Genomic DNA, 19,543 nt, shown 5'->3' on the forward strand with positions numbered 1-19,543 from the left:
CTATTCTCGACAGAGATAAAAAGATTTCAAAATGCATAAAAAGGTAAGCGATTCCATTAGATTCTATATTTGAAAATGTGTCGAAAGCGTTGACAAAAAAAGATTTGAATACTAAACTATAAATTGAATGAATAGTCATTCAGTATTGGAGAGAGGAATATGACATGGCCAAACGGACGGGAGAAAAGTACGATGCAATTATAGATGCCGCGGTGAGGGTCATCGCCGAGCATGGATACCATAACGCTCAGGTATCCAAGATTGCCCGTGAAGCCAAGGTGGCGGACGGAACCATTTATCTTTATTTCAAAAACAAAGATGATGTGCTGATCTCGGTGTTCAGCGAAAAGATGGGATCATTCATCTCCGATGTGGAAGAAGCGCTCCAATCGGTCGAGTCAGCCGTGGATCAATTGTACACGTTGATCCGGATTCACTTTGAAAGGCTGGAAAAAGACCGGCGTTTGGCAACAGTGACCCAGATCGAACTTCGCCAGTCCAATCCGGAGGTGCGCAAAGGGATCGGCGAGATTTTAAAACGCTATCTGGATATCATTGATCAAGTGGTGGAAAATGGAATCCGGCAAGGCGTATTTCGTCCTGATCTGGATGTCCGCGCCACCAGAAAAATGATTTTCGGCACCCTGGATGAAACCGTTACTTCCTGGATTATGAATGATTATAAATACAGCTTGTCAGGCCAAGTTGAACAGATCCATCGGCTGTTTATCGACGGAATGAGGAAGTAACACACTGCACCAATTCTTTTTTGAATAGGGGGAGAACCATATGAACATCTTGGTTTGCTTAAAACAAACGTTTGACACCGAAGAGCGGATCACCATTGAAAACGGCAAAATCAATGAAGACGGTGCGGAGTTTGTGATCAACCCTTATGACGAGTACGCGGTGGAAGAAGCCATTAAGCTGAAGGAGCAGCACGGAGGAGAAGTGACGGTGATCACCATCGGTCCGGAACGGGCGGAACAAGCTCTCCGTACCGCGATGGCGATGGGAGCGGATAAAGGGGTCATCGTCGATCTCGAAGATCTGGGAGACCAGGTGGATGAACATACGATTGCCCAAGTTCTGGCTGCGACCATTCGGGAAGAGGATTTGGATTTTGACATCATTCTGTGCGGATATATGGCGGTCGATGACGGCTCCGCACAAGTGGGCCCCCGATTGGCTGAACTGCTTGAAATTCCCCATATCTCCACCATTACCAAATTGACCGTCGAGGGAGACAAGGTTTCCGTGGAAAAAGACGTCGAAGGGGATGTGGAGTATATCGACGCCAAACTGCCGATTCTGGTAACCGCACAGCAAGGGCTGAATGATCCGCGCTATCCGTCCCTCCCGGGCATTATGAAGGCAAAAAAGAAACCGCTTACTCGCCTGGAATTGGATGACCTGGATCTGGACGAAGAGGAAATTGCGGCAAAAACAGAGATCATCGAAACCTTCCTTCCGCCGAAAAAAGAAGCCGGAAAAATCTTAACAGGCGACCTTGCTGACCAAGCAAAAGAATTGGTGCAATTGTTGCGTTCCGAAGCGAAAGTGATCTAACAGCGAGGAGGATCTGAGGATGAGCAAAAATGTACTCGTTTTGGCAGATGTTCGTGAGCAAAAATTGCGGAATGTCAGCTTTGAAGCTTTGGCCGCGGCCCGCATGGTTGCCGAAGGAGGACAGATTACCGCCGCTGTCTTCGGAAGCTTTGCCAAAGACCTCGTCGATCCCCTGGCTCATTACGGTGCCGACAGGGTCATCACCGTTTTGAACCCGGAACTGGATCAATATACCACCGATGCTTATTTTCAAGCGTTTAAAAAAGTGATTGAACACGTTCAACCCGATGTGATTTTGACCGGGCACACGGCAGTGGGAAGAGACGTCTCCCCCCGGGTGGCTGCCCGTTTGGGAACGGGTTTGATCTCCGATTGTACCAACGTGGAACTGGTCAACGGCCAAATCGTCTTCACCCGCCCGATTTATGCCGGGAAAGCATTTGTGAAAAAAGTGGTAAAGGACGGCATCGTCTTTGCTACTCTGCGTCCCAACAACATTGCTGCCGGAGAGCCCGATGGCAACCGTACGGCTCAAGTGGAAGAGTTGCAAGTCGATTTTGCCCCCGATTCGCTTCGTACTCTGGTGAAAGACATCGTGAAAAAGTCGGCAGGCGGAGTGGATCTTTCTGAAGCTCGCATCATCGTTTCCGGGGGGCGCGGGGTGAAGAGCGCTGAAGGCTTTAAGCCCCTTCAGGAGTTGGCTGACGTGCTTGGAGGTGCCGTAGGAGCCTCCCGTGGCGCCTGTGATTCCGGCTATTGTGACTACGCTCTGCAAATCGGGCAGACAGGGAAAGTGGTAACCCCTGATCTATATATCGCTTGCGGAATCTCCGGGGCCATTCAGCACCTGGCCGGAATGTCCAACTCCAAAGTGATTGTCGCGATTAACAAAGACCCGGAAGCGCCCATTTTCCAAGTGGCCGATTACGGGATTGTCGGTGATTTGTTTGAAGTGGTTCCGTTGTTGACGGAAGAATTTAAAAAACTGTTGGCCAGTGGGTAAAGGGACAGAATCGGAATTGGTTTTGCAATACTCGAAAGGGCACGGAAGCCGTGTCCTTTCTTTATTTCGTATATCGAAACACTTGGAACTTTTTTTAGACAGTGGTATACTAACATTGTGAATCGGTCACAGGAAACAATTTCATTTAAAATGGCTTTTGCACAAATACGAAGGAGGATTTGCGTTTCATGGCCATTGTAGATATCACGGACCAAACATTTGCCACCGAGGTGGAAAATCCCGAAGCGGGAACGGTTTTGGTGGATTTCTGGGCACCATGGTGCGGCCCTTGTAAAATGCTGGCTCCCATTCTGGAAGAAATAGACGGAGAAATCGGCAATAAACTCAAAATTGCCAAAGTAAACGTGGACAACAATCCCGAATCTGCAGGCCGCTTCGGAGTGATGAGCATTCCGACGCTCATGGTTTTCAAAAATGGTGAAATGGTCGCCAAAATGACCGGCTTGCAACCGAAAGAACAATTGCTGGAATGGGTCAACGAATACCTGTAAAAAAGAGCGGTGCAAACTCCTTGCACCGCTCTTTTATGTCGGTCATTGAACGGGACCCGGAATCACTGATTTTTTTCCGGACCATCCGTGTCCCAGTTAAAAGTTTCATCGGAATCGGAACGGTTTGAATGTTGTGAGGGTTCGGCATCTGTTTTGATCGAGAAAGAAGGCTTGAAGTCAGTGTTTGGATGGTTGCCGCCGGGTGCAGACTCCCCGCCGGGGACATGCGGGTTGATCCAATGTCGCAAATACTTAAAGTAACGATGAATAATCAACAGGGACGTGATAGTGGTGAACACGGGTCCAACCACCCAACTCAAGGCCATTCCGACCAGGTTGCCAATCAGGGAAAAGATGGCGGCCGCTTCTTCCCCTCCCGTCCCTGCGGCACTGAATCCCGCAAAGACGGAACCGAATATCAACAACACGATAAAATAGATCACAAACAATCCCGCCGTGATCAAGAACGCGTAAAAAGCACTGCCGAAAACCCGGCCAAAGGCTTTTTTAAACAGATAAAAGGATTTGGAGATGGCTTGGGTGACCTTTGTATGTTCGGCAATGAGAATCACAGGTGCATGCATCAAAGCGAGCCCGAGCAACACGGCCAACACGATCGCGGCCAGGGTTAACAATACACCGAGAATGATTCCTCCCCCGTTGTCAGTGGCGAAGAAGGGAAAAGCAATTCCGCCAACCACAAAGACTGCTAAATATAGTAAACTGGAAAGCAGGAAGAAGAGAAACATTTTCCCCGTGTACTTGAACCCTTTGGAAAAAAAGGTCCCGACATCTGAACGGTTAAAGGCGGCCGCTTCAACAGCGACGGCGATGGAACCGGCAGTTTGAAACGCTGTCGGAAGAAGGATCAGGATAAAGAAGAGAACGAACAAGATGAGAATAGACAGGGCGATGCCGGGAGCTAACAAGGACTGATCGATCACCCGGAACATCTCTTCTTCAGTCATATTCTGATCGAGTCCCATCAACAGCGGGCCGGCGGTTGCGCCGATGAGGATCAGTCCCCCGAACACCAGAATGAAAGTAATCACTCCGATGACGATGGATGTGGCCACATTTCCCAGAAAGTTGCTGAGCCAAATTTTCAGCCCGTGTTTTTTAAGCAGTGAAGAATAACTCAACGAAATATGCCTCCTTCCATTTTCATACGCTAACTATACCATGATTGACTCTCTTCGACACTACCTGTTCATCAAGGATTTCTGTAGAGAGGAGGGGAATGGAGACGATGATTCAAGAAAAACTTTCTCTCCTGCCTGAACAACCCGGCTGTTACCTGATGAAAAATAAAGACGGGGAAATCATCTATGTGGGGAAGGCGAAAAATTTGAAGAGCCGGGTACGCTCTTATTTCACGGGCAGCCATGACGGGAAAACCCAGCGACTGGTGATGGATATCGCTGACTTTGAATATATCGTCACCAGGAGCCCCCTGGAAGCTCTCATTCTGGAATGCAATTTAATCAAGAAGCACCGGCCGCGTTATAACGTTATGCTGAAAGATGACAAATCGTATCCTTACATCCGTTTGACCAGAGATAAGCACCCCCGGCTGGAAGTGACGAGAAAGCTGAAAAAAGACGGGTCCAAGTATTTCGGTCCCTATCCCGATGCGGGAGCGGCCAAGCAGACGAAAAAGTTGCTGGACCGCCTGTTTCCCTTGCGAAAGTGCCGGACTCTGCCCAAGAGAGTCTGTCTCTATTATCACCTGAACCAGTGTCTGGCTCCTTGTGAGTACCCGGTTGACCCTGATCAATATGAAGAAATCACAAAGAAAATCACCCGCTTTCTAAACGGGGGATATCCCGAACTGGTACAGGAACTTCGCAAAAAGATGGAGGAAGCGGCGGAACAGCTTCAATTTGAACGGGCCAAAGAGTACCGGGACCTGATTTCGGATATTGAAGCGGTGATGGAAAAGCAAAACATCGTCCTGAATGACCAGTCGGACCGGGATGCGTTTGGGTATGCGGCGGATAAAGGTTGGATGTGCGTGCAAGTCTTCTTTGTCCGTCAGGGGAAGTTGATCGAAAGAGAGGTTTCGATTTTTCCCCACTATAACGAACCGGAAGAAGAATTCCTCTCTTTTGTGGCCCAGTTTTACCATGAGACGCCCGCCTTGCCGAAAGAGATCCATCTCCCGACAGGTGTGGACAGCGACCTCATCGCCGGTTATCTGACCGGGGTGCATGTCCACGTGCCCCGGCGCGGATTGAAGAAAAACCTGGTCAACATGGCGATGGAAAATGCCAAAATCGCCTTGCAGGAACGGCTCAGGCTGATGGAGAGGGATGGGGAGAAAACGATTCAAGCGATTCAAAACCTGGGTATGGCGATGGGGATCGGGACCCCCCGCCGCATTGAAGCGTTTGACAACTCCAATATCCAGGGAGCGGATCCCGTGTCGGCGATGGTCTGCTACATTGACGGAAAACCGGAGAAAAAAGAGTATCGAAAGTTTAAGATTCGTTCAGTGACCGGACCTGATGACTATGAATCGATGCGGGAAACGATTCGCCGTCGTTACCAGCGGGTACTGAAGGAAAATTTGCCTTTGCCCGATTTGATTTTGGTTGACGGCGGGAAAGGACAAATGTCTGCGGCAGCTGATGTGCTGGAAAATGAGTTGGGGCTCTATATTCCCGTCGCGGGGATGGTCAAAGATGAAAAACATCGGACCGCCCGGCTCCTGTTTGGCGATCCGCCGCAAGAAGTGGATCTGAAGCGAGGTACACAGGAATTTTATCTGATCCAGCGCATTCAGGAAGAAGTGCACCGCTTTGCCGTGACGTTCCATCGGCAGACGCGCGGCAAGAATATGATTGAGTCCCGACTGGACAAGATCCCCGGCGTGGGTCCAAAAAGAAAACAACAATTGTTTCGCCATTTTGGCACGATCGACAACATGAAAGAGGCGACTGTTGAAGAGTATCGGAAAGCAGGGATCGGGGACCAGTTGGCACGCACGATTATAGAAGCATTGCGGCAAAGTTGAGTTATGAAGGAGAGAGACCATGACTCTGCCGGAGATGAACTCCGGCAGAGTTTGTTTTTGGAGTGGTTTTAGAAATATATTCACTCTAAAAATAAGTTATTAATTATTGGAAATGTTATAATCGGATTAGAGTTTACATAAAGGAGGATATCATGACAGAACGGGAGAAACGCCTTCAGCAATTGGAAAACGTCGATCCGGTCGAATTGCTTTCAGAATATAACGGGGGAAAGCCGGTTCCGAAACCCCTCATTCAAATCATCTATGACCTGAAAGAGAAATTCAGATTTTCCAATGGAGTTATAAATGGATTATTGGAGTTTTGCCTTGAGGAAAATAACCACGCGATTTCCCGGGCGCATGTGTTCAAACTGGCTGAAGAATTAAGTCTCTATCGAGCCAGGAATGCCCGTGAAGCATATAGTTATTTGAAAAATGCGAGTCCCGGTTATTTAAAAACCGAAAAACTGACTAAATCAATAGAGATGGAGTATAATGCCGAATACGTCGAAACCAATATCGCTTTAATCGCGAGACAGCTCCATGATTTGCGCAAAGAAGTGAATGTTAAATTCAATCAAATGAATCAACATTTAGATCAAATTGAAAAGCACCTTAAACAGTTGGCCAAGCTGATAAAATAAAAATGCTGCGTACGCCTGAAAGAATGAGGAATGCTTGGTTCGCGGGAAATTGACGAACATATGATTCCGTGCCTACAATAGACATATTCGGTCAGCATGGTCGGTCATCAGCCTGACCTCGATTTTCAACCGGGCCGGCCCAGCGGAAGCAGCTGTAAGTAGAGAATACGCAGGCATCCGTCTTCACGGGTGAATGAAGTTTGTCACCCTTGCTCGGACGGTAGAAGGAAAGATAAACGGAGGGGAAGAAGATTGCCATGAAAAAGGGTGTGATAATCGGGGGAGGGATGGCGGGGTTAGTTTCAGCCATCAAACTCGCAGCCCGCGGCTATGAGATGATTCTGCTGGAAAAACAAAAAAAGCTGGGCGGAAAGCTGCAAGAGGTAACCTTAAAAGATTATCGGTTTGATTTGGGCCCTTCGATGATCAGCATGCCGTGGATTTTCGAACAGGTCTTTCGCGAGGCGGGAAAAACGATTGATCCGGACCTCCGCTTGATCCCTCTGGCAGTCAACAGCCGTAACTTTTTTTCAAATAAAACAGTGATCGATTTAACGGCAGATCCTGATGAGATGAGCAAACAATTAGCCCGGTTTTCACCCGAGAACCGGCAGGGTTTTTTGGACTATCTTGTTGAGATTCAACGGATGTACGAGGTGGTTGAAGAGCATTTTTGGCAAAATCCGATGGGTGACTGGTCGGATTTTTTTTCTCCGCGCATGCTAAAGGCTTTCATGTCGGTGCATCCTTTCCGGTCCATGGATTCATTCCACCGGCGCTTTTTTGATGATCCAAGGTTGCTGGCGATGATGAACAGGTATGCCGCTTATGTCGGGTCTTCTCCGTTTCATACCCCGGCCACGGTTTCACTCATCGCCTATCTGGAACTAGTGCAAGGCGTTTTTTACATAGAAGGCGGAAATTACCGTCTGATCGAAGCATATGAGAAGTTGGCCAGGTCGCTGGGAGTGCAAATTTATACTGAGTGTCCGGTCGATGAAATTCTGGTGCAAGAGGAACAGGTGGTTGGCGTCCGGTCGGGTGATGAGAAGTGGGAAGCAGACTTTGTCATTTCCGATGTAGATGTGCGCACGACCAAGGAGCGGATGCTTCTTGAAAAAAGCAAACCGGTATTTTCCGCTTCATTCAGGCAGTCCGCTTTTCTCTGTTTGTTTGGGGTAAGTAAAGTATTTCCCCATCTGCACCATCACAACTTCTTTTTCCCTCTGGACTATGGCCGGGAGTATATCGATATTTTCGAACGAAGAGAGTGGCCGCTCTCGCCTTCCATTTACATTTGCAATTCCAGCTTTTCAGAACGGGATCACGCCAAGAGGGGGAGTAACTTATACGTACTGGTCCATGTACCGGCAAGTCACGGGTATAAGGAAGAAGAACTGGCAACCCGGATGGAGGAGTACCGTCATCACCTGATCTACTGGTTGGAAAACGACTGTGGGCTTAGCGGGCTGTCTGATTGCCTGGAAGTGGAAAAAATCTACGGTCCGAAGGAGTTGGAAGAAGGTTCCGGAACATGGGGAGGACCGCTTTATGGTTCCGCTGTTCATCGCATCAAATCGTTCTTGTGTCTACCTGTCAAAGATCGGAGAATCAAAGGCTTATATTATACCGGGAGCACGACCCGGCCGGTCGGTGGCGCACCCATGGCGGTGATCAGCGGATTCCACACAGCTAAAATGGTTGAACGGGATTGTGAACAAGAATGAATCAAGTGCGGGTATGGAGGTCCCGCACTTTTTTTAATCAAAAAGCCCACCTGTGCCGGTGAGCAAAGTTTACTTGGAGTGGTCTTTTTCGTCGGTTTCGTTATCGGGTTTACCTGAAATGGAATCGCGGAAAGCTTTTAAGGTTTGGCCGGTTGCACGACCAAGCTCAGGCAGTTTTTTGGGGCCGAACAGCAAGAGGGCCACGATGAGAATCACGATTAAACCGGGCAGCCCGATTGTACTCATTTTTAATCACGCTCCAATTGGAGTTAAATAGGGAATCATACCACGTTCATTATATCTTTCAGAAGGTACCGTGCCAAGTTAAGCTTTGATGAATACGTGAAGTACATCACAATAACTGTTGCCAGAATAGGAAACTTTATGATATTATTATTAGCAACATGAAACTTCATATTTATGCATCTCGCTGATCATGTGAAGTAGAGGCGCGGAGGTTCAAGAGTACTTGTTCCGAGGGACGGGACCGATGAGGAGCAGGGAAAGGGGACATCCGCCGAAGTCCGGATTGGATCCCGTATTCAACCGGGCTGGGGCCGTACCCGAACAGGGACGGCACTGTCACAGAAGCCACTGCTTTTGTGAAGAGCTATCTCACAGAGAAGAGCGAACTGGAACGTTTTGTGAAAAGGCGACAGCTTGCTACTCTCTGCTGTGGTCTTCTGTTTTTTTATAGCGAGTTTTTCTGCAAACATGCAAAAAGGAGAGGAACCATGGGAATCGTTGTGCAAAAATTTGGTGGAACCTCCGTGGGCAGTGTTGAACGAATCCAGAGAGTGGCTGATACGGTGGCCAAGACGAAAGCGTCGGGTCATCAGGTTGTCGTAGTCGTTTCAGCGATGGGAAAATCAACGGATGAACTGGTAGAACTCGCCTATCAGATTAACGACGACCCTTCTCCGCGGGAGATGGATATGCTCCTGACAACCGGAGAACAGGTGTCCATTGCCTTGCTGACCATGGCTCTCAATGCCAAAGGACTGCCGGCCCGATCCATGACCGGATGGCAAGCTGGAATCCGGACCAATCGCATCCATGGAAAAGCCATGGTGCAATATGTCGATACCAAGCCCATTATGCAGTGTTTGGAACGCGGTGAAATTGTAGTTGTAGCAGGTTTCCAGGGAATATCCCCGGATGGGGAGATCACCACGTTGGGCCGTGGAGGATCGGACACCAGTGCCGTTACATTGGCCGCCGCCCTCCAAGCCGATTATTGTGAAATTTACACGGATGTGACAGGGGTGTATACGGCTGATCCCCGTGTTGTGCCTAACGCTCAAAAAATGGACGAAATCTCATATGAAGAAATGCTGGAATTAGCTCACTTGGGAGCAGGTGTACTTCACCCGCGTTCGGTGGAAAGTGCGCTGTTACATCAAGTTCAACTCGTGGTGCGATCCAGTTTTGTCGATGAGCCCGGAACATGGGTGAAGGAGGCTGACGCTATGGAAACGGCATTGAATGTACGCGGTATTGCACATGATTTGAATGTGGCAAGAATCAAAGTGCTCGGTCTGCCAAACCGTGAAGATACTTTGGCCCGCCTGTTCGGCTGTTTGGCCGACGCGCACATCAATGTGGACATGATCGTGCAAAGCGAGCATGATTCCAAGCATGTAGACGTGGCATTTAGTGTGGATGAAGCGGAAGGCAAAGAAGCGAAAAAAGTGTTGGAGGAAGCCAAAGAAGAGTTGGGATATGTAAAAATATTGTCCGAATCCGGACTGGCGAAAGTATCGGCCGTCGGTGTGGGCATGATGACCCGTCCCGGCGTGGCGGCCAAGATGTTTGCCACATTGAGCGAAGCGGGAATCCGCATCAAAATGGTGTCTACATCGGAGATCAAAATATCCTGCGTTGTAGACCGTGAATCGGCTTTGGATGCGGTCCGCAAACTGCATACGGCTTTCGGATTGGATGTAAAGGAACTTGCCGAGGCAACTCATTCCTGATCATTGCAAAAAGTGCCGCTCTCCCCTTGGGAGGGCATTTTATTTTTTTGCTGACGGGCATTCAGCAATGAAGTGTAGGTGGATGGATTGGAATCAATGGAAAGACGGTGCCGGAGCGTGTTGCCAACATGCTTCCCGTCTTGACTGAAAAATGGGATTTGGGGGATGATTAGAAAGGATAACGCTTTTCGATTATTTACAATCCTTTTAAGTCGAAACAGGGAGTGGGTTGCTTGAACCGTTATATCATTCGGCGGCTGTTCCAGATGGTTATAACTTTATGGGTGATTGCCACATTAACTTTTCTGATGATGAAAGCAATCCCGGGAGATCCCTTTTCCGGGGAAAAAAAGTTGCCCGAACAAGTGCTGAAAAATCTGATGTCGTACTACCACTTGGATGAGCCGATTCCCGTTCAATATCTCATTTATATGAAGAGTCTGCTTCAACTGGATTTGGGACCTTCCATCAAATATGAGACCCGCACGGTGAACACCATTATTTCCGAGAGTTTTCCCGTGTCTGCTCAATTGGGGACCCAGGCGCTGATCCTAGCTGTCGTGACCGGTCTTCTTCTGGGCGTGGTTGCTGCTTTGCGCCATAATCGGCTGATTGATTACGGAGCCATGTTTTTTGCCGTTCTTGGGATTTCCGTCCCCAGCTTTGTTCTGGCCCCGCTGATGCAGAAATATTTGGCCGTGGAATGGGAGTTATTCCCGGTGGCAACGTGGGAAGGGTGGGAATACAGCATCTTGCCGTCGATCGCGCTCGCTGCATTTCCTCTGGCAACGATTACACGGCTGATGCGTTCCAGCATGGTGGAAGTGCTGACGCAAGATTATATCCGAACAGCCCGCTCCAAGGGACTGCCCCCTTATTTGGTGGTGTTCCGCCATACGATCCGCAACTCGATTTTGCCGATTGTCACCATCATTGGCCCGCTGACCGTGGGCATTTTAACAGGAAGCTTTGTCATTGAAAAAATTTTCTCCATCCCGGGCATCGGCAAATATTTTGTGGAGAGCATTTCCAATCGTGATTATCCTTTGATTATGGGTGTGACTCTGTTTTATTCCTCTCTCTTAATCTTTGTCAATTTTCTGGTCGACCTGGCTTATGGACTCATCGATCCTCGGATTCAACTGTTCAAAAAAGGGGGCAATTAAGGATGGAACCGGCTTTCAATCCTCGCTTTCAACCCGCTGTCCGTTCCCGGAACGCTTCGGAAAAAATCAAGCGCCCCCCTGCCGGCTACTGGAAAGATGCCTGGCGCAGGCTGAGGAAAAACTGGTTGGCGATGACGGGGTTGGTGTTGATTTTGCTCATCGCCCTGATGTCCGTCATCGGTCCGTGGATCTCTCCTTATGATTACAGCGAACAAAATTTGCGGACAGGCAAAAATCTGGAGCCGTCGGCTGAACACTGGTTTGGCACGGATGATTTGGGGCGTGACGTTTTTGTCCGCGTCTGGGAAGGGGGAAGGATCTCTCTCACGATCGGTTTGCTGGCCGCCTTGATCGACTTGTGTATCGGGGTGATCTACGGAGGGATCGCGGGTTATCGCGGGGGCCGCACCGATGAGATCATGATGCGGATGGTGGATGTCCTCTGGGGCCTGCCTTACTTGCTTACCGTCATTTTGTTGCTGGTGGTGATGGGGCCCGGACTGGGAACGATCATTGTGGCCTTGACCGTCACCGGTTGGCTCCATATGGCCCGCCTGGTACGAGGACAAGTGTTGCAACTCAAAGAACAGGAATTTGTGCTGGCCGCAGTGACGCTGGGAGCGGGAACGAAGCGCCTGCTTTTCAAACACCTGATCCCCAATGCGATGGGGCCGATTATCATCATGTTGACGCTGACCGTCCCCCAAGCCATTTTCGCGGAAGCATTTCTCAGTTTTCTTGGATTGGGTGTACAAGCGCCTGTCGCCAGCTGGGGAACCATGATCAATGATGCGTTAATCACAGTATTATCCGGCGAATGGTGGCGCCTCTTTTTCCCGGCGCTCTTTCTCTCTTTAACGATGCTGGCCTTTAATGCTTTTGGCGACGGACTCAGGGATGCTCTTGACCCCAAGATGCGAAAATAAGAAAGGAAGAGCGGGATGGAATCACTCCTCAAAGTAAGCGGACTGCAAGTTTCTTTTGAAATGGCGGCCGGGGAAGTGCAGGCGGTGCGCGGCGTCTCTTTTCACTTAAATAAAGGGGAGACGCTGGCGATTGTGGGGGAATCAGGGAGCGGCAAAAGTGTAACGGCCCTCTCCCTCGTGCGCCTGATTCCTTCTCCTCCCGGCAAAGTGAAGAGCGGAGAAATCATTTATCAGGGGAAAGATCTCCTGAAACTCCCTGAGCGGGAATTATTTAAAATCCGCGGTTCGGAAATCGGCATGATTTTTCAGGATCCGATCTCTTCTCTCAACCCGACGATGACAGTGGGAAAGCAGATTATCGAAGGGATTCGCTGGCATCAGAAAATCGGGGTGACGGCAGCCAAAGAAAAAGCGGTTCAGATGTTGACCCTGGTGGGCATTCCCAACCCGGAAAAGAGGATTGCCCAGTATCCGCATGAATTCAGCGGCGGGATGAGGCAACGGGTGATGATCGCCATGGCGCTGGCCTGCAGTCCGAAAATGTTGATCGCCGACGAACCCACGACGGCCTTGGATGTGACCATTCAGGCACAAATCATGCGGTTGATGAAGGAGTTGCAGAAGAAAACAGGAACGGCCATTCTCTTAATTACTCACGATCTGGGTGTCGTTGCTGAAACAGCGGACAGGGTGGCTGTGATGTACGGGGGTTCCCTGGTGGAGACAGGCCTGGTAAGCGAAATCTTTTACCAAGCGCGTCATCCTTATACCTGGGGCCTGTTGGCTTCCATGCCCCGGATGGACTGGTCCAAACAGAGGGAGCTGCAGCCGATTCCGGGCTCTCCGCCGGACCTGTTTGATCCTCCCCCCGGCTGTCCGTTTGCCGACCGTTGCCCGTATGCAATGAACGCGTGCCACGAAGAGATGCCCCCTGAAACAGACGTCTCTCCCACCCATCGGGTCGCCTGCTGGCTTGAGCACCCGGAAGCTCCTTCCGTCGACAGGGAAAAAGCGGGCTACAAAACGGTCCATGTCCCCTCTTGACAGTGGGGCAGGCCAGTAATATGATAAACGATAAATGCGTGGAAACTTGACAAATCAATAAATTTTCACGATTTCTTCTTATCCAGAGTGGCGGAGGGACTGGCCCTATGATGCCCGGCAACCACGCTTGTTTCAGCGAATGGTGCCAATTCCTGCAGAACGGGATCCGTTCTGAGAGATGAGAAGAAGAGGTTTTCTCAAGGTGCTATTTGCATATATCAGCCCCTCTTCTTCGGAAGAGGGGCTTTTCATTTTCTGCCAAGGGGGAAACGGGGATGTTGACTCGTTTACAGAGAGAGGCGCGATTGGTGAACATCGGAGAGTTCCGTTTGGAATCGGGAGAACGCTTGCCGGAGGTAAACATTGCCGTTGAAATTGCGGGCACCATCTCACCCGGCAAAAATAATGTCATATTATTGTGCCATGCTTTGACGGGGGATACGCGCGCAGTTGGCGATTCAACCGGTCCGGGCTGGTGGGACGGGATGATCGGGGAGGATGGATTTATCGACCTCCACCGGTTTGCGGTGGTTACGATGAACGTATTGGGAGGGTGCGGAGGGAGCACCGGGCCTTCATCGAACAACCCCGAGACGGGCCGGCCTTACGGAAGCCGTTTTCCCAAGGTGACCATCCGGGATATGGTGAGAGCCCAGCAGCGATGTTTGCACAAGCTGGGGATCAACCGCGTGGAAGCGGTGATCGGCGGTTCGATGGGCGGGATGCTGGCCCTGGAATGGGCGATCCTGTTCCCAAAACAAGTGAAAAAATGCATCCCCATCGCCACGGGTGCGACGTTGTCCTCCTTATCCATCGCATATAATGAAATTGGACGCCAGGCGATCCTCACCGACCCCATGTGGCAAGGGGGGGACTACTATCCGGGACCGGGGCCCGTCAATGGTTTGGCGATCGCGAGAATGATCGGAATGGTTACCTACCGGACGGAAAAATTGTTTGAAGAGCGCTTTCGCATGAAGCGGGCGGATAACCCTGTCACGCTCGGAGTGGCAAGTTATTTGCATTATCAGGGAAAAAAGCTGGTGAACAGATTTGATGCCAATACTTACCTTTTATTGCTCCATGCCATGGATACCCATGACATCGGACGCGGACGCGGAGGAGTCGAACGGGCGATCGCCAGAATTGAAGCGGAGATGCTGACCATCGGGATCACGGAAGACCTTTATTTTCCGGTCAGGCAGCAGAGGGAGTTGCACGAAGTCTGCTTGAAGAACAACAAGAAATCCACCTATCTTGAATTTGGCTCCCCTTATGGACATGATGCTTTTCTGATCGAATTTGACAAGTTTGGTTATCAGGTAAGGGAATTTTTGGAATCCTAGGGAGTGGTTGAAGCGCCAGGTCAACCTTCCCCTTTCTTGACGCATTTATGACAAAGGGAGTAAAATAAGGGCGACGAAGTGAAACCCCTTTCTGATCCAATGGTGTTTGGAAAGAGCGGTAAAGCAATACAGAACCTGCGACTAAGTCCTAGATTGGAGGCACAAGATGAGCACGCAACGCAGTTTCTTCAACCGTCGGTTACACTCTTTATTGGGCGTCATACCGGTGGGCTTTTTTTTACTTGAACACTTGTATACCAACTGGCATGCCACAAAAGGGGCAAAAGCATTCATTGAGCAGGTAGAATCAATTTGGAGTCTGCCGTTTTTGCTCTTACTGGAAATCTTTTTTATTTTCTTGCCTCTGTTATACCATGGGGTTTACGGGTTATACGTGGCTTTGCAAGCGAAAAACAATGTTGGAAATTTTGGTACGTTTCGTAACTACATGTTTATGCTGCAACGGGTTACCGGTGTCATCACTTTGGTATTCGTGGCGTGGCACGTCTGGGAGACCCGGATTCAACTGGCGATTTACGACTTTACGGCAGCTGAACTCGCAAACCATACGCACCAATTGATGCAGAACCCCGTCACCCTCACCCTCTACATCATCGGAGTGGTTGCTGCGGTCTTCCATTTCAGCAATGGCATGTGGTCATTCCTGGTCAGCTGGGGTATCACGGTGGGCCCGCGTGCCCAGTATATTTCCACATGGGTATGGGGTGTTGTATTTGTTCTCGTTTCCTACCTTGGAATCAGTTCTCTGTTAGCTTTTGCAAACCCAGAATTCATGCAGCAATTGGCACAGCGTTAGAAGGGAGCACTCGCCAATGAATGAAAAAATAATCATCGTCGGCGGCGGTCTCGCTGGATTGATGGCTACACTGAAGGCAGCGGAGGCAGGCGCCAATGTTCAATTGTTTTCGATCGTTCCCGTGAAACGCTCTCACTCTGTGTGCGCACAAGGGGGCATCAACGGGGCGGTAAATACCAAAGGGGAAGGAGACTCCCCGTGGGAACACTTTGACGATACCATCTACGGGGGAGACTTTCTGGCCAACCAGCCGCCGGTAAAAGCGATGTGTGAAGCGGCTCCGGGAATCATCTATCTGATGGACCGCATGGGAGTGCCGTTTAACCGCACCCCGGAAGGTTTGATTGACTTCCGTCGTTTTGGCGGAACCAAACACCACCGGACGGCTTATGCAGGTGCCACGACAGGCCAACAACTCTTGTATGCACTTGACGAACAGGTCCGCCGTTACGAAGTGGAAGGGAAAGTAACCAAGTTTGAGCACTGGGAATTCTTATCCATCGTGCAAGATGACGAAGGCCGTTGTCGCGGAATTGTTGCGCAAAACTTGAGAAGTGGTGAAATTACCGCATTCCCGGCAGACGCGGTCATCCTTGCGACCGGTGGACCGGGAATTATCTTTGGTAAATCCACCAACTCCATGATCAATACCGGAACGGCGGCAAGCTCTGTTTATCAACAAGGTGCTTATTACGCAAACGGTGAATTTATCCAGGTACACCCGACAGCCATCCCCGGTGATGATAAACTGCGCTTGATGTCCGAGTCCGCGCGGGGTGAAGGCGGTCGCGTCTGGACTTATAAAGACGGGAAGCCCTGGTACTTCCTTGAGGAATGGTACCCGGCTTATGGAAACCTGGTCCCGCGCGATATCGCTACCCGTGCCATCTTCAAGGTTTGTGTTGACATGAAACTCGGGATCAACGGGGAAAACATGGTTTATTTGGACCTGTCACACAAAGACCCGAAAGAGCTCGATATCAAACTGGGCGGAATCATCGAGATCTATGAGAAATTCATGGGTGAAGATCCGCGCAAAGTTCCGATGAAAATCTTCCCGGCCGTTCACTACTCCATGGGCGGACTCTGGGTAGACTATAACCAGATGACCAACATTCCTGGTCTTTTTGCGGCCGGGGAATGTGAGTATCAATATCACGGAGCCAACCGTCTCGGGGCAAACTCGCTCTTGTCCTGTATCTTTGGCGGAATGGTTGCCGGCCCGAAAGCGATCGAATATGTACGCGGGTTAGAGAAATCCGTCGATGATATGGAATCCCGACTGTTTGAGACCCAGCGCAAAGTCGAGGAAGAGAAATATGAGAACATCATGAAAATGGACGGCAAGGAAAACGCGTACTTGCTCCACAAAGAGCTGGGACAATGGATGACTGACAACGTGACGGTCGTTCGCTACAATGACCGCTTGAAAAAGACGGATGAAAAGATTCAAGAGCTGATGGAACGCTATCAAAACATCAGCATGGTAGATACCAGCAAATGGAGCAACCAGGCGGGGCCGTTTACCCGTCAATTGTGGAACATGCTGCAACTGGCTCGTGTGATTACTCTGGGGGCGTATCATCGCAATGAGAGCCGCGGCGCTCACTACAAGCCGGAATTCCCGGATCGTAACGATGAAGACTGGCTGAAAACGACCAAAGCGAAGTTTACGCCGGAAGGTCCTGTGTTTGAGTACGAACCAGTTGACGTGTCTCTGATTAAACCGCGTCCGCGCCGTTACGATGTGGCGAAAGAGGAGACGGTCAAAGAAGGGAGCGTCAAGAAATGAGCGAACAACAGACCATACACCTGATCGTAACCCGCCAGGATGAACCGAATGGAACGCCGTATCAAGAAGAGTTTAAGATTCCTTACCGCAAAAATATGAACGTCATCTCGGCCATGATGGAGATCCAGCGCAATCCGGTGAACGCGAAAGGGGAAAAAGTGGCCCCGGTCGCGTGGGAATCCAACTGCTTAGAAGAAGTTTGCGGCGCTTGCTCCATGGTGATCAACGGCCGTCCGCGCCAGGCTTGCACGGCTTTGATCGACAAGCTGGAACAGCCGATCCGCATTGAGCCGATGAAGACCTTCCCGGTGATTCGTGACTTGATCGTTGACCGCAGCCGCATGTTTGACGCATTAAAACGCGTGAAAGCATGGATCCCGATCGACGGAACCCACGATCTCGGTCCGGGTCCCCGCCAGCCTGAAACCGAACGCCAGTGGCGCTATGAGCTTTCCAAGTGCATGACCTGCGGGGTCTGTCTGGAAGCTTGTCCGAATGTGAACTCCAAGTCCAACTTTATCGGGCCTTTTGCAGTGGGCCAAGTGCAACTGTTCAACTCGCATCCAACCGGTGCGATGAACAAAGAGGAGCGTTTGGGATCCCTCCTGGATGACGGCGGCTTGCAAGAGTGCGGAAACTCGCAAAACTGCGTGCAAGCGTGCCCCAAAGGAATTCCGCTCACCACTGCCATCGCCAAAACCAACCGTGAGGCAACCAAGTATATGTTCAGAAAGTGGCTGTCTATGTAATCACCAGCCTCTCTGCATGACCTGCAGAGAGGTTTTATTTCTTTGCGAGGGAGAAAACCCCCGGCTTCAGCTGTAGGGATGAGAGAGAGCGTACCACGGGCACTCCCTTTGGTCGTCGGACGAGGGAGGGTTCATTCTCTGAAAGATTGACCAAGAATCTCCCGCCATCCGGCATGGGGAGTGGTCAAATGTGCGATGTTCGGACAAGTTAGATTTTTTGGAACAAGAAGATGACAGTCAGCTGGGAGTTGAGCTTCGGGATCTGTCCTGACAAACGAACCAGCCCTGCCATCCAATTTGGCAGGGCTGGTTGAGTACTCTTTATACTTGATTTATTGCCGGGAAGAAGAGGAGGTGAAGAAATCACCGATGGCTTTGAAGAATTCTCCCAGCCATTCCAGGATCGAATCAATGATACCGCGGGTTTGCTCGTCATTGAGGATTTTGTTGATATCCCCGCGCAGATTTTCAAGTTGTGAGCTCAATTGATTCCAGTCGATGTTTAATTGAGAGAAATTTTGCGCGAACTGAACCAACTGGTTGATGGTTTGTTCATTTAAGTTGATGTTAAATTCGTTGGAAACGTTAATGATGATATCTTTATATTCTTCCGGTGTTTGCGGATTTTCTTTCGCGATTTCTTCTTTCACCCGGTTCATGAATTGAGCCGCTTTGTTCGGATCGCCGATTTGCTCTGCCACTTCGGAAGTGCGGACAATTTCTTCGTTCGCCACTTGTTTTTTGTTTTCGTCGATTTTTTGTCCGGTCGCCGTTTCAAACGCCTTGATAATTCCAGTCAGACCGGCGGTTCCGGAAACTTTGAACGGAGCGGTAACATAGATGTCCGCATCCTTGATCCCTGCTGTGATCGCTGCGTTGGCGTACATACTCGGGGTAATGGTCGTGATGTTGTTGGTTTTTACGGAGATCCCTTTACCGCTGTCAGCGAGAACGATCTTTGCCGAAGAGATGGCACGGGTTCCGATGGTGGCTTTGCTGATATATTTACCCAGATATTGATGCTCTTCCTCATTGGTCACTTCAATGGTCCTGACATCGGTTCCCACCCCCATCTCCTTGAGAATGGCGTCACGTTGGGTTCCCGTTAAATCTTTTCCCAAAGTCACAACGGTTTCTCCGACGACGGCATCCGCTGAAGCCATGGACGGCACCAGCAGTGAAACAGCGGTGATTGCCGTGAGAGCAATCATCCCTATTTTTTTCCATCGTTTCAGTTTCATTAAAAATGAAACCCC

The 19,543-nt window shown here is 50.0% G+C and carries 18 protein-coding genes and 2 riboswitches; of the genes, 15 read left to right on the forward strand and 3 right to left on the reverse strand.

The genetic code is table 11. The features are described 5' to 3' along the window. Window positions 1–164 precede the first annotated feature (164 nt). From BMW55_RS06015 to trxA, 4 genes are all read left to right on the forward strand, one after another. Window positions 165–749 (forward strand): fatty acid metabolism transcriptional regulator FadR, encoded by a 585-nt coding sequence (locus BMW55_RS06015; protein WP_089966358.1) that lies wholly within the window; start codon window positions 165–167, stop codon window positions 747–749. 40 nt (window positions 750–789) lie between these two features. Continuing rightward, on the forward strand, window positions 790–1,569 hold the full coding sequence (locus tag BMW55_RS06020; RefSeq protein ID WP_089966360.1) for an electron transfer flavoprotein subunit beta/FixA family protein: 780 nt from the start codon (window positions 790–792) through the stop codon (window positions 1,567–1,569). Window positions 1,570–1,588: 19 nt separating this feature from the next. Further along, window positions 1,589–2,572, forward strand: a complete 984-nt coding sequence (locus tag BMW55_RS06025; protein WP_089966362.1) for an electron transfer flavoprotein subunit alpha/FixB family protein — start codon at window positions 1,589–1,591, stop codon at window positions 2,570–2,572. Between the two features lie 188 nt (window positions 2,573–2,760). Beyond that, window positions 2,761–3,084, forward strand: a complete 324-nt coding sequence (gene trxA / locus BMW55_RS06030) for a thioredoxin (protein ID WP_089966366.1) — start codon at window positions 2,761–2,763, stop codon at window positions 3,082–3,084. Window positions 3,085–3,146: 62 nt separating this feature from the next. On the opposite strand, the gene BMW55_RS06035 is transcribed toward trxA, so the two are convergent. After that, complete coding sequence (locus BMW55_RS06035) at window positions 3,147–4,226, reverse strand: hypothetical protein (RefSeq protein ID WP_089966368.1); 1,080 nt, start codon at window positions 4,224–4,226, stop codon at window positions 3,147–3,149. 98 nt (window positions 4,227–4,324) lie between these two features. On the opposite strand from BMW55_RS06035, the gene uvrC reads away from it, so the two are divergent. The 3 genes from uvrC (at window position 4,325) to BMW55_RS06050 (ending at window position 8,471) form a co-directional block, all read left to right on the forward strand. Continuing rightward, window positions 4,325–6,100, forward strand: coding sequence for an excinuclease ABC subunit UvrC (uvrC, locus tag BMW55_RS06040; RefSeq protein ID WP_089966370.1), 1,776 nt, complete (start codon window positions 4,325–4,327; stop codon window positions 6,098–6,100). A 152-nt stretch (window positions 6,101–6,252) separates the two neighbouring features. Next, window positions 6,253–6,744 (forward strand): hypothetical protein, encoded by a 492-nt coding sequence (locus tag BMW55_RS06045; RefSeq protein ID WP_089966371.1) that lies wholly within the window; start codon window positions 6,253–6,255, stop codon window positions 6,742–6,744. A gap of 257 nt (window positions 6,745–7,001) precedes the next feature. Beyond that, window positions 7,002–8,471 carry a phytoene desaturase family protein gene (locus tag BMW55_RS06050; protein WP_089966373.1) on the forward strand — a complete coding sequence of 490 codons (1,470 nt, stop codon included), beginning with the start codon at window positions 7,002–7,004 and terminating at the stop codon, window positions 8,469–8,471. Window positions 8,472–8,540: 69 nt separating this feature from the next. On the opposite strand, the gene BMW55_RS06055 is transcribed toward BMW55_RS06050, so the two are convergent. Then, window positions 8,541–8,717: a twin-arginine translocase TatA/TatE family subunit gene (locus BMW55_RS06055; RefSeq protein ID WP_089966375.1), complete on the reverse strand. Its 177-nt coding sequence runs from the start codon at window positions 8,715–8,717 to the stop codon at window positions 8,541–8,543. Between the two features lie 190 nt (window positions 8,718–8,907). Beyond that, a riboswitch (Lysine riboswitch) is annotated at window positions 8,908–9,092 on the forward strand. 113 nt (window positions 9,093–9,205) lie between these two features. On the opposite strand from BMW55_RS06055, the gene BMW55_RS06060 reads away from it, so the two are divergent. From BMW55_RS06060 to sdhB, 8 genes are all read left to right on the forward strand, one after another. Continuing rightward, a complete protein-coding gene (locus BMW55_RS06060) occupies window positions 9,206–10,447 on the forward strand; it encodes an aspartate kinase (protein WP_089966377.1) in 1,242 nt (413 codons plus the stop codon). 233 nt (window positions 10,448–10,680) lie between these two features. Next, window positions 10,681–11,613 carry an ABC transporter permease gene (locus BMW55_RS06065; RefSeq protein WP_170839768.1) on the forward strand — a complete coding sequence of 311 codons (933 nt, stop codon included), beginning with the start codon at window positions 10,681–10,683 and terminating at the stop codon, window positions 11,611–11,613. Window positions 11,614–11,615: 2 nt separating this feature from the next. Continuing rightward, the gene (locus BMW55_RS06070) at window positions 11,616–12,539 is read left to right on the forward strand and encodes an ABC transporter permease (RefSeq protein WP_089966379.1); all 924 of its coding nucleotides are present in this window, start codon (window positions 11,616–11,618) and stop codon (window positions 12,537–12,539) included. A gap of 15 nt (window positions 12,540–12,554) precedes the next feature. Beyond that, window positions 12,555–13,583, forward strand: coding sequence for an ABC transporter ATP-binding protein (locus BMW55_RS06075; RefSeq protein WP_089966382.1), 1,029 nt, complete (start codon window positions 12,555–12,557; stop codon window positions 13,581–13,583). Between the two features lie 75 nt (window positions 13,584–13,658). Continuing rightward, window positions 13,659–13,768, forward strand: a riboswitch (SAM riboswitch). 90 nt (window positions 13,769–13,858) lie between these two features. After that, window positions 13,859–14,929: a homoserine O-acetyltransferase MetX gene (gene metX / locus BMW55_RS06080; protein WP_089966384.1), complete on the forward strand. Its 1,071-nt coding sequence runs from the start codon at window positions 13,859–13,861 to the stop codon at window positions 14,927–14,929. 166 nt (window positions 14,930–15,095) lie between these two features. Further along, window positions 15,096–15,746, forward strand: a complete 651-nt coding sequence (locus BMW55_RS06085) for a succinate dehydrogenase cytochrome b558 subunit (RefSeq protein ID WP_089966386.1) — start codon at window positions 15,096–15,098, stop codon at window positions 15,744–15,746. Window positions 15,747–15,762: 16 nt separating this feature from the next. After that, complete coding sequence (sdhA, locus tag BMW55_RS06090) at window positions 15,763–17,538, forward strand: succinate dehydrogenase flavoprotein subunit (RefSeq protein ID WP_089966388.1); 1,776 nt, start codon at window positions 15,763–15,765, stop codon at window positions 17,536–17,538. Further along, window positions 17,535–18,287 (forward strand): succinate dehydrogenase iron-sulfur subunit, encoded by a 753-nt coding sequence (sdhB, locus tag BMW55_RS06095; protein WP_089966390.1) that lies wholly within the window; start codon window positions 17,535–17,537, stop codon window positions 18,285–18,287. The genes sdhA and sdhB overlap by 4 nt, the downstream gene beginning before the upstream one ends. A 332-nt stretch (window positions 18,288–18,619) precedes the next feature. On the opposite strand, the gene BMW55_RS06100 is transcribed toward sdhB, so the two are convergent. Beyond that, the gene (locus tag BMW55_RS06100) at window positions 18,620–19,528 is read right to left on the reverse strand and encodes a DUF1002 domain-containing protein (protein WP_089966524.1); all 909 of its coding nucleotides are present in this window, start codon (window positions 19,526–19,528) and stop codon (window positions 18,620–18,622) included. Between the last annotated feature and the right edge of the window lie 15 nt (window positions 19,529–19,543).

Source organism: Lihuaxuella thermophila (assembly GCF_900110165.1).
Lineage (GTDB): Bacteria > Bacillota > Bacilli > Thermoactinomycetales > Thermoactinomycetaceae > Lihuaxuella > Lihuaxuella thermophila.